This window comes from Phaeobacter cretensis (genome assembly GCF_047372505.1).
Lineage (GTDB): Bacteria > Pseudomonadota > Alphaproteobacteria > Rhodobacterales > Rhodobacteraceae > Phaeobacter > Phaeobacter cretensis.
In genome coordinates, this window is the sequence record NZ_JBKBEU010000001.1 from 2,125,813 (window position 1) to 2,140,972 (window position 15,160).

The window sequence follows — 15,160 nt, forward strand, 5'->3', positions numbered from 1 at the left end:
AGGCCTCAGAATGGCAGGATCACGTCCAGCACTTGCTGACCGTAACGCGGTTGTTGGACATCGGTGATTTGACCGCGGCCACCATAGGAGACGCGAGCAGAGGCGATCTTGTCGTAGGTGATCTCGTTTTGACGGCTAATATCATCGGGTCGGACATAGCCGGTTACCAGCAGTTCACGCATCTCGAAGTTCACGCGCAGTTCCTGTGTACCGCTGATGGCCAACACCCCGTTTGGCAAAACATCCACGACTGTAGCTGCGACACGCAGTTCCAGCTTCTCGCTGCGCTTTACGGACCCTTTGCCACCGGAGCTGCTGCTACTGCCGATGTCGACGGCATCCGCCATACTCGCACCTTCAGGCAACTTCCGATCCAATCGCTGTGGTAGACCAAGCAGCTGTGGCACTGCCAAGCTCTCCGAACCGGAACGCGAACGCTTGGTGTCGTTGGATATTTCGGCCTCTTCGTCGATTTCGATCACGACCGTCAGGATATCACCCTGTTTCGTTGCTCTGCGGTCTCCCAGCAGCGATCGACGTGATCCGCTCCAAAGCGAAGCCTGATCGACCGGACGCTGGGTCTGTGTGTCGACAGGCAAGCCTTGAAACAGCATCGCGACGTGTTCAGGTGATTCATTGGCAGGGCTGAAAGTAGGTGGTTTGCCGACATGGTCAAACCGTCCGCAAGCGCTGAGCATAACCACGCCCAAGAGGGCAGTCTTGGCTGAGAGAATTCGAGTTTTCATTAGTTTACCTCAACTGATCCATCGGCGGCGATACGCCCGCTGACGGTTGTGCGTGACGATAGGTTCATGACACGGATTGCCTCGCCATCGGCACCACGGCCAAGCGAGCGACCTTCGGCCATAATGGTGAGACCGCCACGTTTGAAACGGATGGTGACAAGATCGTTGCGTTCTACGATGGCCGGAGGGCCAACGTCGCCAACGCGCATCGGCCGCCCTGCATAGAGCGCCACACGGGCCTCCTGGCCGATAACCAGAGTTGGGTCTGAGATTGCGCCCAGCACTTCTGCCTGTTTTAGAACCAGATCCTCTGCCGTCACGATTTCCTTGGCACGGATGGTACGCACGGGTACCAGAATGTCCGCCCAAACAGGTTGGGCGCAGAACAGCATCACAATGGCGAGAATCCGTTTCATCAGCGTACCTGCGTCGTTGCGCCCATCATCTGGTCGACTGCAGAGATGACTTTGGCATTCATTTCATAGCCGCGCTGGGCTTCGATCAGTTCGGTAACCTCGCGGACGGAATCCACTGAGCTTGCTTCCAGATAGCCCTGCCGCAGTGTCCCGAGGCCATTTTCACCTGGTGATGCCACTGTGGCCGCTCCTGACGCTTCAGTTTCAACAAAGAGGTTGCTGCCAAGCGCTTCCAAACCTTTTGGATTGGAGAAGCCGGCGAGTGTCAGCTGGCCCATCAATTGGCCCTCTGCGGTTTCGTCGAAATAGGCGTAGACCTCCCCATCAGCGTTGATCGACACATTGCGCGCATCGCTGGGGATGGTGATATCTGGCGATACGGTAAACCCGTCGGAGGTCACGATCAGACCTTCTGCCGATCGCTTTAGTGCACCGTCGCGTGTGTAGGCCGACTGACCCGATGGCAGGGATACTTCTAGATATCCTTTCCCATCAATTGCGACATCCAGATCGTTACCTGTCTGGGCCAGCGCACCTTGGGCCAAGTGAATTGAGATAGCCGAAGCGCGCACACCAAGGCCAACCTGAACCCCGGTGGGTAGGACGGTCCCATCAGAGGCATTCACGGTTCCCGCGCGCGTAACCTGTTGATAGTGCAAGTCAGCGAATTCCGCACGACGGGCGTTGTAGCCAGTGGTGTTCATATTGGCGAGGTTGTTCGAAATCGTTTCAACGCGCAGTTGCTGCGCGGTCATTCCGGTTGCGGCGATCTTTAGGGCGCGCATGGGCTTACTCCTACGATTTAATCAGATTTTTGATGGCGTTGCGGACTCGTTCGTCTTCGGACTGAAGAAAGCTTTGGCCCATTTCATAGGCGCGCTGAATTTCAACCATGCGTGCTAACTGAGAAATAGCGTTCACATTTGAGCCTTCAAGAAACCCTTGAAGAACACGAGCTTCACCAGCGACTTCGATTTCTCCGTCAACCCGGAACATGACCCCGTCTTCACGGATCATCTGATAATTTTCTTCCGGTTTGAAAACGCCAATCTGGCCCAGTGCTCGGCCATCCGCACTCAGGGTACCATCAGCGCCGAACTTGACAGATTTGGCGTCTCCAGGAATGAAAACAGGTGCGCGACCGGCGTCCAGAACGCGGTAGCCATCCATCGTGACCAAATCGCCTTCGGCATTGGTAGAAAATGCGCCAGAACGGGTCAGCCGTTCCCCCATGGGCGTCTCGACCATGAAGTATCCGTCGCCCTCAATCGCAAGGTCCAAATCGCCCCCTGATTGAGCCAGAGCTCCCTGCGCCATGGAGGTATTGCGGATATTTGCCCGCCCCATAGACAGCGATTCCTGGCCTGGTGCAGACTGAATGAACTCCGAAAAAATAACCCCTTCGGCCCGGTAGCCGGTTGTGGCTGAGTTAGCGATGTTATTTGCCACGACGCGCATTTCACGCATCAGTCCCGATTGGCGGGACAAGGTGGTGTAACCAGTGTCTCCCATTACAGGCCTCCTGTAATCAGCGGCACGACGTGCCCATCAAAAAAGGCGACCAAGGATTGCGTCATGAACCCCATGGTCATCCAGAAAACGATCAGAATTGCGGTCAGCTTGGGAACAAAGGTCAGGGTCATTTCCTGCACCGATGTCAGGGCCTGAAACAGACCGATGGTCAGGCCAACGACAAGCGCAACCAACAGAATCGGTGTCGACATCATTACCGCGGTCCAAAGTGCTTGGCGTAATGTGTCGTAGAAAAGCCCTTCACTCATCATGGGCTTACACCGGCATCCGCAGGATTTCCTGATAGGCTTCGACGACTTTGTTGCGAACGGTCACAGCGGTTTCCACGGCCAGTTCGGTCTGTGCGAGCGCCTGTACCAGAGCGTGTGGATCGCCGTTACCGGTCATCGCGGTTACCGATACCTGTTCGCTCTGCTGAAGCGTGCTGGTGAAGTCCTCAAAGGTCGCTTTGATTTGTGCTTCGGCGCTGTTTGGCACGTGCTCCGGATCAATTTTCGTCGCGGGGCGTGCGGCGGCGTAGCCGGTAGTGGCGGAAAGACTGCGAATATCCATTCTGGATCTCCAAGTATATCAGGGTTTTTCAGAAAATTTCGGTTCTATTTGCGTAACAGATCCATCAGAGATGACGACATTTGCCGCCCCTGTTCGAACATCTTGAGGTTGGCCTCGTAGCTGCGCTGTGCCTCGCGGGCGTCGGCAATTTCGATCATCAGATTGACGTTTGACCCTTCGTAGTGGCCACTGTCATCCGCCAGCGGGTGGGATGGGTCGAAAACCTTCTCCAAATCGGACCGATCAAGACGCACTGGGCCGACTTCCACTTTCTCTACGTCAGAACGCAGATCACGCACTGACTCAAATGGAACGGTTTTGCGGCGGTAGCCGGGCGTATCAGAGTTGGATATGTTCTCAGACACGTGGCGCAGGCGGCTGGCCTGTGCTTTTAGTGCGCTTGCTGAGACGGAAAGGGATTTTGAAAATTCGCTCATGATCTAGCCTCCTTAACGCCGGCCAAGGCTGCTGCGCAGAACGTTCATCGATGATTTGTAAATCGCCAATGCACGATCGTGCTGTCGCTTTACCTCGACCCCCTTCAGGATTTCGGTTTCGATCGAGACAGAATTATTATTCGGATCACTGCCGCCGTTGGTTTGGGTCACCGCCCAATCCATTCCGCCGCCGGACGCACCGTTAAGGTGGTTGGACCGGCTGGCAATCATATCGCCGGGGCGTGACCCCTGGGCGTATACTTCCTTGAAAGGCTTTATGTCCTTGGCGTGGTAGCCAGGGGTATCTGCATTGGCGATGTTCTGTGACACCAATGCCTGGCGTTTCCCTGCATGGGTCGCCATTGAGTAGGCAATCTTAAAGACGTTCAGTTCTTTAAACACCGGGGCTTCTCCCTCGATCAATTTCAATCAAGGCTTAACCCTGATTCCTTTAGAAATTGTTTTCAGGAACAGTTGGAGACACCAGAATATGATCTCAGCCATCAACGCATTGACCCAGGATTTGGCCAATAAACGATTGTCGTCAGCGTTAGGTCGCGTGTCAGAAATTTCAGGTGGCGCGATCACGGTAACGGGATTGAACGGTAAGGCGCGTATTGGAGATAGGTTGGTTCTGCGCAGGGCGGGCAGCGACCCGTTAGAGGGTGAAGTTATGCGTATTTCTGGTAGCGAAGTCAGTATGTTGCCAGACACCGCACCTGATCGCGTCGCGGTCGGAGATGCCGTTTTGCTGCACCCGACGCCGGATTTTGCTCCGTCTGATAGTTGGATTGGCCGCGTGATTGATCCGTACGGTGAGTCGCTGGATGGGCGACCAATGATGCGGGGAGAAGCAACGCGGGATCTGATGGCCGCGCCGCCAAAAGCGGCCTCGCGCCGTTCTATGGGGGAGCGACTCGCAACAGGCCTTTCCGTGTTCAATACGATTCTTCCGATTGTGAAAGGGCAGCGCGTTGGTCTTTTTGCTGGTTCAGGTGTCGGCAAATCCACGCTTCTGGCTACGTTGGCACAAAATATGGAAGCTGACGTGGTTGTTATTGCGCTGATTGGAGAACGGGGCCGCGAGGTCAATCACTTCGTGAAAGATGTACTCGGCAACGAGGGCATGAAACGCGCGGTCGTTGTAGCAGCGACGTCTGATCAATCTGCCCTGATCCGCCGTCGCTGTGCTTGGTCCGCTATGGCTGTGGCGGAATATTTCCGGGATCAGGGCAAAAATGTTTTGCTGCTTGCGGATTCCGTGACCCGATTTGCCGAGGCACATCGTGAGATTGCTGTCTCCTCAGGTGAAGCTCCGGCCCTACGTGGATATCCACCCTCGGTGACACCCTTGATTACTGGCCTGTGTGAGCGGGCAGGCCCAGGTCGGGACGATCAGGGTGATATCACCGCCATTTTCAGTGTTCTCGTAGCTGGGTCAGACATGGACGAGCCTATTGCAGATATTTTGCGCGGTGTCTTGGACGGACATATCGTGCTCAATCGGGAAATCGCCGAACGAGGGCGTTTTCCAGCGGTAGATGTTTCGCGCTCTGTTTCGCGCAGCCTGCCAGCGGCAGCTTCGGCTGAAGAAAACGCTGCTATATTGGATGTCAGGAAGTATCTGGGGGCGTACGAGCAGTCCGAGGTAATGATCCGGGCGGGTCTCTATTCGGAAGGCAACGATGTCACACTCGATCAGGCCGTAAAGCTATGGCCTGAGCTGGATTCTTTCTTTGGTAAATCGGACCCTGAAGGGGTCAAGAGCAGCTTCAACCGTCTGATGTTGATGGTGCGCCGTGCAGTTGCGATTCGCTAAGACCAACGAACCGTACCAATGAGTGACTATCGCGCTTCATCTTGTGCCAAGCCGTGCGATAGCTGCGTTCGCCTAGGGTTGTGGGTGTGATTATGGTGAGATCTCCAGTGCCGGGTTTGATCGGAAACTTAGGTAAGGCCGCGTTACCAAGGCTGTTGTCAGTCCTTGAAAGCGCTTTCGGAGAGCTTTTCAGACGTTGATCTACTGTGCGATATGATTGGAGCGCAGCCTGTGTGAGTAAACCGTTGGGTGTGACAAAGCATTTGATCAATCGAGTACGGCTCTATCGCCGGATCGAGCGGACACTATATTTACAAGAATCCAACAGCGACTGAGGTCAATCCGAGCAACTACTGCATGGGTCTGAGACGCTTCAGGAAAGTTTCGGATCAATCGGATAGTGATATTGCATGATCAAGTGAGGTGTGCAGCAGGTATTTCAAAATGTACACGAGGTACCTAAGACTGCTGGCCTAAGCCTGGTGAACACAGTCTGTCTCGTTTTCTGAAAGCATGTTCGGAAGAATGGTCAATGGATTGCACATGCCCTAAGGCCAAGCCTATTAGTTGGACAGAGGCAACATACCGATTTCATCAAAGACGTTTGCAGTATGAGTTTGGTGGGGATAGCGACAGGCAGTCAAACCAGCTTGAATTCTAGCCAATACAATAAAAGAGAGAACTGCATTGTCTCCAATCGAACTTGATACTATTCTGATTTAAAATTTTATAAGGTGTTGAGCTACGAATGATATAAGGACTCTGTCCAATATTATCGTCGCACGGATTTTTGATTGAAAGCCACATCACCATGGCAATAGATTCCAGCCGATAATGCCTTAGAATGACATGATCGGCTGAGAACTCATGATGGGCGTACGGCAATAAGTCGATCTTCTCTAGGAAGCAGTGTCCGCAACGCCTTCAGGCATCGATAGTGGTTGTCAGAAAGAACCGCATCGGTTGCTTCGGCCAAGGATGCACGACTATCGGGGTCAGTGAATACCTGGCTCAACTCTTCAATCCGGCGAAGCATTTTTAGTCGATCTTCTTCTCCATCGACATCACCAGACAGGATAAGCTGGGCGGCATAACAAACACGACGCACAGGTGTGTTTGCTTCTTCTGGATGAATGGCATCTCGTAGGCGCAGGATGTTTGCATCGGGGGTCACAATGGACAATCGGCTGCGCCGATCCCCGTTTTCAATTACTGCACCATTCACCAATACCCTCTCTTTCGGGGCAAGTTTCAGGACCAATCCGCTCATATTCAGGACGCTCCGCTGCGTAGGCCACGCATGATGGCCGTGTTGATTTCCACCAGCAGCCTGACGTCCGCTTTGCGGGCCAAAACTTTACTAGTGTGTTGATGGGTGAATTCCCCGAGCGAGAGCAGTTGAGCCTTTAATTCTTCCGGAAGTGGATTTCCGGGACTTGCAACTTCTACCGTGAAGATCGACCATAGTTTGCGATTGTCGGTCAGCGCTGCGACAAGTTCAGTAAAGCCTGGCTTTCCCTTTTGCGCTGCGGCGACGATACGCCGCGTAACTCTGGCAATAACTTCGTATTCTAGGTTTTTTGCAGTTCGCGTCGGGGCCTTTGCCGCCGAATAGGCACTCTTCGCCTTCAGAAGGGCATTCACGTGTTATCCTAACATGTAGTTCTACAGATTCTCTGCGATAGGCGATCTGGGGCGCATGGTAACGCCCCAGATCATGCTGCTATTAACGGAACAGCTGCATCAGCGTCTGTGGAGCCTGGTTTGCAATCGACAATGATTGCACCGCCAGCTGCTGCTGGGTCTGAAGCGCCTTCAGTCTCGCAGACGATTCTTCCATATTTGTGTCGGTCATTGTGCTGACACCCATTTTGAGGGAGTCGGACAGTTTGGACACAAACATGCTCTGGTCTGACAGGCGGCTGGAATCCGCACCCAACTGAGCAGCTGCATCAACAGCATTGTTAAGCAGGCCCTCGATTTCGGTCAACGCAGTTGAGCCCGTCGCAACGTCAGTGATTGCAGTAATAGTCCCAACGTCTAGATTCGTTGCGGCGTCGATCGCAGCAATCGTAATCGTATCCGCTGCAGGATCCAGCCCACCAAGAACAGTCAGGTTTGCAGTTTTCAGCAGGTTTGCACCATTGAACTCGGCGGATTCAATGATCGAAGTGATCTGAGCCGCTTTCTTGGTGATGCTTTCCTGGATCTTGCTGTGGTCAACGTTTTCCGAGTTTGCGGAAATCGCCAGCTGCCGCATCTCAGTCAGCGTCTCAACGATCTGTTCTGCGCCGGACAGAGCTACTGCTACTGTTGATTCACCAACACCGAGAGAATCCTGAACCGAGGAGTAACCCGCGATATCCGAATCCATGGTTTTGGAGATCGCCCAAACGGCGGCGTTGTCCTTTGCCGAACCGATCCGTTTACCGGTCGAAATCTGGCTCTGGGTTTCGTCAAGGCTGTTGTTTACAGATTGCAGGGTTTGCAATGCAACCATTGCGCCGCTGTTAGTCAGAATGCTGGACATAGCATGTATTCCTTTGATTAGAGGCGTTTTCACCTCTGGTTTCCCTGCCCCGAAGGGCGCTCTCTGACGTCTTTCTGACTATGCGTTCCGCCGTCTGGCTTCCGCGCCACCCTCTTTGGAAGGTGCAAAGTGACATTGGCCCACTATGTGCTAAGGGAGTGCTAATGCCGGAAATTCCATTGCTAGAATTTTCCCTAAATTTGGTAGATTATGCTCGTTTCTCGAGGCTAGGGGTGCCACTTGTCGCAAAGCGCGTCTTGCGGCCTGCCTGATCATAGACATCTAGCCCTTTGCGGACGCGACGCAGTTCGGCCATGCGTGCTGCGACGGCCCGAATGCCTTCCATTGCGCTGTCGAGCAGGATCTGGTTGCGCGAGACTTTACCCTGTACATGTTCCAGGGTCTCGCGTTCCAGATCAGCTGTCATATTAAGCTTGGTGATGATCATTTCTTTTTGCGCGAGCAGCGGTTCCAGCTTTTGAAGATCGCCACTGACCAATGCTGCACGCTCGACATCAAGCAAAGAATCCAGTTCGTCAATCAGTTGTTGCGGTGTTTGATCAGTCATTTTTCTGTGTCTCTTTCAATGCGTGATAAAGCGATTCTGCCAAGCCGATGCCGCCAGCTTTGGCAATTTGTTCAGCCTGCGCGCGAACAAGGAAGCTTGAGAATTGGTCTTCCCCTGCGCCGCCACCCATAGATTCGCGGCTTTCGCCCAAACCGGCGGATTTCAACATTTCTGCAAGGAAGGTCGCCTCAAGGTCTTCCGCAGCTTTGCGCATTGGGTCCTGTGGCGGCGGCTTAACGCCAGCAGGGCGCTGTATAGCCGGTATGTGAGCAATCTGTTCCATTATATACCTCATTCTGAGACGTCGAAATTGCTTCGATTTTTTCTATTTTGACGGATGATCGGTTAAAATTGCCGTAACCGATTGGCGTTATGGTGCAGGCATCGAGATAGAATGTCTGGAAGCCAATGTTTATCAACGCACTTACAGGCCCCACCTCTGGTGGAGCGCAGGGATCGGAGCAGATCCAGCAAGGCGAATCAGCAAAATCGCGTAAAGGCGCAAGCTTTGACGCGGTTATGGAAGAGACTGCGAAATCAGCAGATGGAGCAGAAACTGACGCGACCCAGGTAGAGGAAACTGCAGAAGGGCAGACCTCAACCACGGCCACGTCGGAAAAGGCAAATCAAAAAGCACAAGATGATAACGCTGAAGCGCAGCCAGGAGAGGACCAAGTGGCCGCGGAACCTTTGGCCGCGGATCCTGAGACTGCGGCGACGCATGCGCAGTCAGCTGCTGAACAAGAGGCTGCTGACGAAGCTCTTCGCGATACCGAAGCCGCAGGCGAACATGCGATCGAGGCCGACGGGTCGACCAAAATATCTGGTGAAATGGCCAAGGTGACCATAGACCCTGCTTTGGAGGGTGAAGGTTCGTCACCTAGCCCTTCGGTAGATGGGAACCGGGATGCTACGGCTAAGGTTCAGATCGTTGGGGCTGGTTCTAAGATGGTTTTGCCTGCTGACGGAAGCAGCGCGATAGCGTCGTCAGATGGCTCCAAGTCGAGTACTGCGTCGGCTGACACAACTAACGTGTCGCAAAGCGCGGTTGTTGATAGTGAGGCTGCCGTATCAAACGTGATGCGAGGCGAAACTACTGACAAAAAGGTGGCCGGTGACGCTGCGAATCGCGGTAAGGCAACAGCTGTTTCCGAGCTGGCGAGCGGTGTAACCTCACAATCCACACGGATTGTGCAGGCCAATGTAGCTCACGCTGCGACTGAGGGTGCGAAACTTACCAATGCTGAGCTGGCAGCATTGTCGCAATCTAATGCGTCAAGGGAAACGGTAGCGACACCGGGCCCAGTTCAATCGCAGCAAGCAGAAAGCGCAGTTCGCAGTGCCAATGCAATCCCGGTGGAGGCGGTATCATCGCCGATTCGGGATAAATTTGAGGCACGGCGTGCAGCTGCGGATGAGAAGAGCGTGAGCCCGCCGACGAAGACGACATTGCCGCAGGGCACGTATTCTGCTGCGAGTTTTGGGCTTGGCGCAGGGTCGTTGACGGCTGCAATGCCTAACTCGACATCACTGCTATCTGGTGATCCGACGGCGTTAGGGGATTCTGGTAGCGCGGTTGCAACAGGTGGACGTACTGGTACCGAGATGGCGGGCCTGTCCCAGTTGTTGACTGAAGCGACTGTGAGCCCTGGGACTGTTCACAAACCCGAAACGCCACGTTTGATTGCGAATCAGATGGCAGAAGCACTGGCGACCAAGGGTGAGCGAAACGTAGATGTCGCTCTTAATCCTAAGGAGCTGGGTCACGTGAATATGCGTGTTTCTGTCACAGATACGGGTGTGAGCGTCATGATTCAAACAGAGCGCGCTGAAACAGGCGATCTGATGAAGCGCCATATCAACGAGCTTGCTGATGAATTCCGCCGCATGGGGTTTGAGGATATCTCGTTCCAGTTTTCTGGTGATGAGGCATCAAATCGCGGTGGTGGAAACGACACCTCCGGAAATCACTCCGGCCAATCTGCGAGGCTCGACGGAGATGTAGATGACATGCCCGCAGAGCCAATAGCACAATCTCTCAACCTCGGTGAGGTTGGGCTGGATATGAGGATTTGATATTATGACGACGAGTGTATCGGGTGCTTCGGCATCGCAACAACAAACCGCGGCGGCAGCCTCTCCGGAACCCAAGAAAACCACCGGAATCGCTGCTGATTTCGATACGTTTCTGAAGATGCTGACCGCGCAGGCGCGCTATCAAGATCCTCTGGAGCCTATTGATTCGACAGAATATTCGGCACAGCTAGCGCAATTCTCTATGGTCGAGCAGCAAGTACAGGGCAATGAAGTTCTGGAGGGCATTCAGGCACAGCTGGGGTTAGCCAATATGGCGGCCATGTCAGGCTGGGTTGGAATGGAAACACGATCTGCAGCGCCCGCATATTTTGACGGGGTGAAGCCCGTTACGGTTTCGCCAAACCCGGCTCAAATTGCGGATACAGTGCATTTGGTTGTCAAAGATGATACCGGCAAAGAAGTGCAGCGTATCAATTTGCCAGTTTCTGCTGAGCCTTACCAATGGCAAGGCATTGACGACGATGGGTATGCATTCGATCCCGGCAGCTACAGTTTTACACTGGAGAGCCAGAAAAACGGTGAAGTTGTTCTCGCCGACACTGCAGAAACCTACACCCGTGTACAAGAAACACAGATGCGCGGTAACGAAGTGGCCTTGATCCTTGAAGGTGGCTCGGCGATCTTAGCATCATCGGTGACAGCGCTGCGTGAACCTGTAGCTACGCCTGTCTGAGGGGCAAGGCACCGGTGACCCGGCTCGCGCATATGCGCGGGCCAACCTAACGGAGCCTGACCTGCAAAATTATAAGCCTAATTTCGAAACTCGTTTTCTCGTACATCTGTCTGGCCTTGGCTTGGGGGATTGTGCGCCGCGGCCTCTTGTAGGGGGGCGCTCCAATCGGGTTTGGCGATTGGGAGACGTGGTTGTGAAGCTGTATTGCGCTCGCAGAGAAAACCCGCTGTTTGCAAATGATCCTTTGCGCGAACATGCAATACTTACGTCACTATCGACCACGGGTTTTGTGCCATCACCTTTGTCATTGGGACGGTTCGAAGATCACGATTGGTTGGCTTATCGACACACTCCCGGGGTGACATGGGCGTCGGGCGCTGGGCAGGTCGCGACAATACTGGGCCGGTTGCACGAACAGCCACCGGTTTCTGGTTTGCCAACTGGGGTGAACGGCAGTGATGAGCTCGCTTTGCAAACCCGGCAGATATTGGACTTGTGCAAGGTTTCCCTTGATCTGAGGAAGGCTGAGCCAACTGGGCATGTAGCGCTATTGGCTTCCACAAGATTGATCCATGGTGACCCGGTGCCGGGCAATATCGTTGTGTCGCACGGGCATTTGACTCTGATCGACTGGCAGTGCCCCCAAATCGGGGATCCAGCAGAGGATATTGCCTTGTTCCTGTCTCCCGCCATGCAACAGATCTATCGCGGCGAGGCTTTGACAGCGTTGGAAGAGAGTGAATTTTTGGCCACCTATCCGGATCCCGAGGTCGTCGCGCGATACCAATTGCTAAAACCTTGGTATCATTGGCGTATGGCTAGCTATTGTCGATGGCGGGATGAACGTGACGGTCGGCAAGACAGTCTTGCCTATCAGTTGGAGCGTGCAGCCCTTGATCAGTGTATGGAAGTCGCCTGAGCGATAGAAAAACGGTCGATCGGAAACAGCTATATCAATTCCAAATTCATTGTTTCCAAGTAGGTTACATGGCATATTGTGCTTAATGGCGCTTTCGCCGAGACAGTTGATCGCTAACGACAGTCCGATGTGGCACCATTGCAACCGGGGATGGAAGCAGTCTTGAGCCTTTGGGAGTCTTATCGCATGCGCCTGCGACGGAAACGTCGCATCCTGCGTGCCATGCGTAAATCCCGTGAGTTGGCATCGGTTCAGGATAATACGGATCGTATACGACCTGAGGATATCCTCCTGGTGACAACTCTGCGCAATGAACAACTGCGTCTGCCGTATTTCCTCGACTACTATCGCAAACTAGGCGTCAATCATTTCCTGATCGTCGATAATGGCTCGGCCGATGGCGCGGGTGAGTATCTGCGCGATATGCAAGATGTGTCGGTCTGGCATACGGTTGCAAGCTACAAGCATGCCGGTTTCGGTATCGATTGGATGAATTATCTGAAACGACGCTATGCCCATGGTCACTGGGTGTTGGTCGTCGATCCTGATGAGCTTTTTATCTATCCTTTCTGCGACAGCCGCCCGTTGCGCGCATTGACGGATTGGCTGGATAGTTCGGCGATCCGAAGCTTTTCGGCGATGTTAATTGACGTCTACCCCAAAGGCCGGCTGGATGCGGTGCCCTATCGCGCCGGGCAGGATCCGTTGGAAATCACCAACTGGTTTGACAGCGGAAATTACTCCATCAAGCGCAATCCGACATATGGAAACCTGTGGATTCAAGGTGGCCCACGTGCGCGGGTCTTTTTTGCTGATCAGCCGAAGAAGGCGCCAGCCCTGAACAAGATCCCGCTGATAAAATGGGATCGACGCTATGCCTATGTTAGCTCAACCCACGCATTGCTGCCGCGTGGGCTCAACCAAGTCTATGAAACCGATGGTGGAGAAAAAGCCAGCGGTGCGTTGCTACATACGAAGTTCCTGCACACCTTCGTCGCCAAGGCTGAGGAAGAAATGTTGCGGGGGCAGCACTACGCTGGCTCTGCTGAGTACAAGGCCTATGCCAAGGACACAGACGATCAGCCCGAACTCTGGTGTAAGTGGAGCGAAAAATACATCAACTGGCGCCAACTGGAGATTCTCGGCCTGATGTCAAAGGGGAATTGGGCATGAGCGGTGTGGGCGTCGTCATGTTGGTTCACACCGCGTTGGATCGTGCAGAACAGGTGGCCCGTCACTGGGTAGCGGGTGGTTGCCCGGTTGTTCTGCATGTCGACAAGACGGTGCCGCAGGCGACATATTCGAGCTTCAAAGCAGCGTTTGCAGATGAACCCATGGTCCGATTTTCTCGTCGGCATCGGTGTGAATGGGGCACATGGGGCATCGTAGCTGCTTCTCAATCCGCGTCAGAGCTGCTGTTGGCAAAATATCAATCAGTGCGGCACGTGTTTCTGGCTTCCGGTTCCTGCCTGCCGTTGCGCCCGGTCTCCGATCTGGTTGATTACCTTGCTGCGCGGCCGCGAACAGATTTTATTGAGAGCGCGACCACCGCTGATGTACCGTGGATTGTGGGGGGGCTTGATGTCGAGCGCTTCACATTGCGCTTCCCTTTCTCCTGGAAGAAGCAGCGCCATCTGTTTGACCGATATGTATCACTGCAGCGTAAGCTGGGTATCAAACGTAAGATTCCCGAAGGGCTGGTGCCGCATATGGGCAGCCAGTGGTGGTGCCTGACGCGGCAGACGCTCTCAGCCATTTTGGAAGACCCTGAACGGCCGCGCTATGATCGATATTTTCGCAAGGTTTGGATCCCCGACGAAAGTTACTATCAAACTCTCGTTCGACTCTACTCCAGCAATATTGAAAGCCGGTCTCTGACGCTGTCGAAGTTTGATTTTCAGGGTAAACCACATAATTTCTACGACGACCATCTACAGCTGTTGCGGCGCTCTGATTGTTTCGTCGCACGTAAGATATGGCCGCATGCCGACCGGCTTTATTCCACTTTCTTGGGCGACTGTCTGGACACTATGAAGTCCACTGAACCGAACCCGGGCAAGATTGATCGCATTTTTGCCAAGGCGGTAGAGCGTCGTACCAGGGGCCGATCAGGTCTTTATATGCAGAGCCGCTTGCCTGACAATGGCTTGGAGAACGGCATCACCTGCAATCCCTATTCAATGTTTCAGGGCTTTTCTGAGTTGTTTGAGAATTTTGAAGAGTGGCTAACACAGGTCACGGGAGCGAAGGTGCATGGGCATCTGTTTGCGCCAGATTCTGTGGAGTTTTCTGGTCGGCAAACCCTTATCAATGGTGCCCTCAGCGATAGTGCGAAGCTGCGGGACTATCACCCTAAGGGGTTTCTAACCAATCTGATATGGAGCACTCGTGGTGAACGGCAGTGCTTCCAGTTCGGGCCGCAAGACAATCAGGCTATCAATTGGCAAGTTGCAAGCGATCCAAATGCGCAGGTCTCTGTGATATCCGGTGCCTGGGCAGTACCGCTGTTTCGCTCGAACAAGAACTTTGCAGATCTAAGGCGCGAGGCAGCAAGGCTGCAGCAGATCGAGGCAAAACATATCGAGATTCTCCGGTCCAAATATGTCAAGGCACGGGTGCGGATTTGGTCGATGGCCGAATTCGTGGAATCCCCAATGGAGCCGATCCAGACCATTCTGGATGAGTTCGTGGCTCAGACGCAGCGCCATTTGAATACGGCCCCGACGATGGTGGATCTGGCGGGATTTGGCCAGTTTTTGCAGAATCTCAAAAATCAGGGGATGCACCCCTATTTGATGGGCGATTTTCCAGCCGAACGGGGACCATTGAATATGCCGAATACACCGCGAAAACCCTATTTGGTGCAGTAG

The 15,160-nt window shown here is 53.8% G+C and carries 19 protein-coding genes; 6 read left to right on the plus strand and 13 right to left on the minus strand.

Annotation, left to right across the window (positions count from 1 at the left end; translation table 11 throughout):
- Nucleotides 1-5 precede the first annotated feature (5 nt).
- Genes flgH through ACEWZM_RS10195 form a run of 8 tightly spaced genes read right to left on the minus strand, consistent with a single transcriptional unit; the run spans nucleotide 6 to nucleotide 4,086 of the window.
- The gene (gene flgH, locus ACEWZM_RS10160) at nucleotides 6-746 is read right to left on the minus strand and encodes a flagellar basal body L-ring protein FlgH (protein WP_414006315.1); all 741 of its coding nucleotides are present in this window, start codon (nucleotides 744-746) and stop codon (nucleotides 6-8) included.
- Entirely contained in the window at nucleotides 746-1,162 is a 417-nt protein-coding gene (gene flgA, locus ACEWZM_RS10165; RefSeq protein ID WP_414006316.1) for a flagellar basal body P-ring formation chaperone FlgA, read from the minus strand. The genes flgH and flgA overlap by 1 nt, the downstream gene beginning before the upstream one ends.
- Nucleotides 1,162-1,947, minus strand: a complete 786-nt coding sequence (flgG, locus tag ACEWZM_RS10170) for a flagellar basal-body rod protein FlgG (protein WP_414006317.1) — start codon at nucleotides 1,945-1,947, stop codon at nucleotides 1,162-1,164. The genes flgA and flgG overlap by 1 nt, the downstream gene beginning before the upstream one ends.
- 10 nt (nucleotides 1,948-1,957) lie before the next feature.
- Nucleotides 1,958-2,674 carry a flagellar hook-basal body complex protein gene (locus ACEWZM_RS10175; protein ID WP_414006318.1) on the minus strand — a complete coding sequence of 239 codons (717 nt, stop codon included), beginning with the start codon at nucleotides 2,672-2,674 and terminating at the stop codon, nucleotides 1,958-1,960.
- On the minus strand, nucleotides 2,674-2,946 hold the full coding sequence (locus tag ACEWZM_RS10180; RefSeq protein WP_414006319.1) for a flagellar biosynthetic protein FliQ: 273 nt from the start codon (nucleotides 2,944-2,946) through the stop codon (nucleotides 2,674-2,676). The genes ACEWZM_RS10175 and ACEWZM_RS10180 overlap by 1 nt, the downstream gene beginning before the upstream one ends.
- Nucleotides 2,947-2,950: 4 nt before the next feature.
- Complete coding sequence (gene fliE / locus ACEWZM_RS10185) at nucleotides 2,951-3,247, minus strand: flagellar hook-basal body complex protein FliE (protein WP_414006320.1); 297 nt, start codon at nucleotides 3,245-3,247, stop codon at nucleotides 2,951-2,953.
- Between the two features lie 44 nt (nucleotides 3,248-3,291).
- Complete coding sequence (gene flgC / locus ACEWZM_RS10190; RefSeq protein WP_414006321.1) at nucleotides 3,292-3,684, minus strand: flagellar basal body rod protein FlgC; 393 nt, start codon at nucleotides 3,682-3,684, stop codon at nucleotides 3,292-3,294.
- A gap of 12 nt (nucleotides 3,685-3,696) precedes the next feature.
- Nucleotides 3,697-4,086 (minus strand): FlgB family protein, encoded by a 390-nt coding sequence (locus ACEWZM_RS10195; protein ID WP_414006322.1) that lies wholly within the window; start codon nucleotides 4,084-4,086, stop codon nucleotides 3,697-3,699.
- Nucleotides 4,087-4,174: 88 nt separating this feature from the next.
- On the opposite strand from ACEWZM_RS10195, the gene ACEWZM_RS10200 reads away from it, so the two are divergent.
- Nucleotides 4,175-5,503: a FliI/YscN family ATPase gene (locus ACEWZM_RS10200; RefSeq protein WP_414006323.1), complete on the plus strand. Its 1,329-nt coding sequence runs from the start codon at nucleotides 4,175-4,177 to the stop codon at nucleotides 5,501-5,503.
- 865 nt (nucleotides 5,504-6,368) lie between these two features.
- On the opposite strand, the gene flbT is transcribed toward ACEWZM_RS10200, so the two are convergent.
- The 5 genes from flbT to ACEWZM_RS10225 all read right to left on the minus strand — a co-directional run bounded on the left by flbT (nucleotide 6,369) and on the right by ACEWZM_RS10225 (nucleotide 8,884).
- A complete protein-coding gene (gene flbT, locus ACEWZM_RS10205; protein ID WP_414006324.1) occupies nucleotides 6,369-6,773 on the minus strand; it encodes a flagellar biosynthesis repressor FlbT in 405 nt (134 codons plus the stop codon).
- A 2-nt stretch (nucleotides 6,774-6,775) separates the two neighbouring features.
- The gene (flaF, locus tag ACEWZM_RS10210) at nucleotides 6,776-7,147 is read right to left on the minus strand and encodes a flagellar biosynthesis regulator FlaF (RefSeq protein ID WP_414006325.1); all 372 of its coding nucleotides are present in this window, start codon (nucleotides 7,145-7,147) and stop codon (nucleotides 6,776-6,778) included.
- An 82-nt stretch (nucleotides 7,148-7,229) separates the two neighbouring features.
- Nucleotides 7,230-8,033, minus strand: a complete 804-nt coding sequence (locus tag ACEWZM_RS10215; protein WP_414006326.1) for a flagellin N-terminal helical domain-containing protein — start codon at nucleotides 8,031-8,033, stop codon at nucleotides 7,230-7,232.
- A 208-nt stretch (nucleotides 8,034-8,241) separates the two neighbouring features.
- Nucleotides 8,242-8,601 (minus strand): flagellar biosynthesis protein FlgN, encoded by a 360-nt coding sequence (locus tag ACEWZM_RS10220; protein WP_414006327.1) that lies wholly within the window; start codon nucleotides 8,599-8,601, stop codon nucleotides 8,242-8,244.
- Nucleotides 8,594-8,884 carry a rod-binding protein gene (locus ACEWZM_RS10225; protein WP_414006328.1) on the minus strand — a complete coding sequence of 97 codons (291 nt, stop codon included), beginning with the start codon at nucleotides 8,882-8,884 and terminating at the stop codon, nucleotides 8,594-8,596. The genes ACEWZM_RS10220 and ACEWZM_RS10225 overlap by 8 nt, the downstream gene beginning before the upstream one ends.
- 125 nt (nucleotides 8,885-9,009) lie before the next feature.
- Here ACEWZM_RS10225 and ACEWZM_RS10230 point away from each other — a divergent pair, with 125 nt between their 5' ends.
- From ACEWZM_RS10230 to ACEWZM_RS10250, 5 genes are all read left to right on the plus strand, one after another.
- On the plus strand, nucleotides 9,010-10,677 hold the full coding sequence (locus ACEWZM_RS10230; RefSeq protein ID WP_414006329.1) for a flagellar hook-length control protein FliK: 1,668 nt from the start codon (nucleotides 9,010-9,012) through the stop codon (nucleotides 10,675-10,677).
- A 4-nt stretch (nucleotides 10,678-10,681) separates the two neighbouring features.
- The gene (locus tag ACEWZM_RS10235) at nucleotides 10,682-11,371 is read left to right on the plus strand and encodes a flagellar hook capping FlgD N-terminal domain-containing protein (RefSeq protein ID WP_414006330.1); all 690 of its coding nucleotides are present in this window, start codon (nucleotides 10,682-10,684) and stop codon (nucleotides 11,369-11,371) included.
- Nucleotides 11,372-11,492: 121 nt separating this feature from the next.
- The gene (locus tag ACEWZM_RS10240; protein ID WP_414006331.1) at nucleotides 11,493-12,290 is read left to right on the plus strand and encodes a phosphotransferase family protein; all 798 of its coding nucleotides are present in this window, start codon (nucleotides 11,493-11,495) and stop codon (nucleotides 12,288-12,290) included.
- Between the two features lie 186 nt (nucleotides 12,291-12,476).
- Nucleotides 12,477-13,463: a glycosyltransferase family 2 protein gene (locus ACEWZM_RS10245; protein ID WP_414006332.1), complete on the plus strand. Its 987-nt coding sequence runs from the start codon at nucleotides 12,477-12,479 to the stop codon at nucleotides 13,461-13,463.
- Nucleotides 13,460-15,160 carry a DUF5927 domain-containing protein gene (locus ACEWZM_RS10250; RefSeq protein WP_414006333.1) on the plus strand — a complete coding sequence of 567 codons (1,701 nt, stop codon included), beginning with the start codon at nucleotides 13,460-13,462 and terminating at the stop codon, nucleotides 15,158-15,160. The genes ACEWZM_RS10245 and ACEWZM_RS10250 overlap by 4 nt, the downstream gene beginning before the upstream one ends.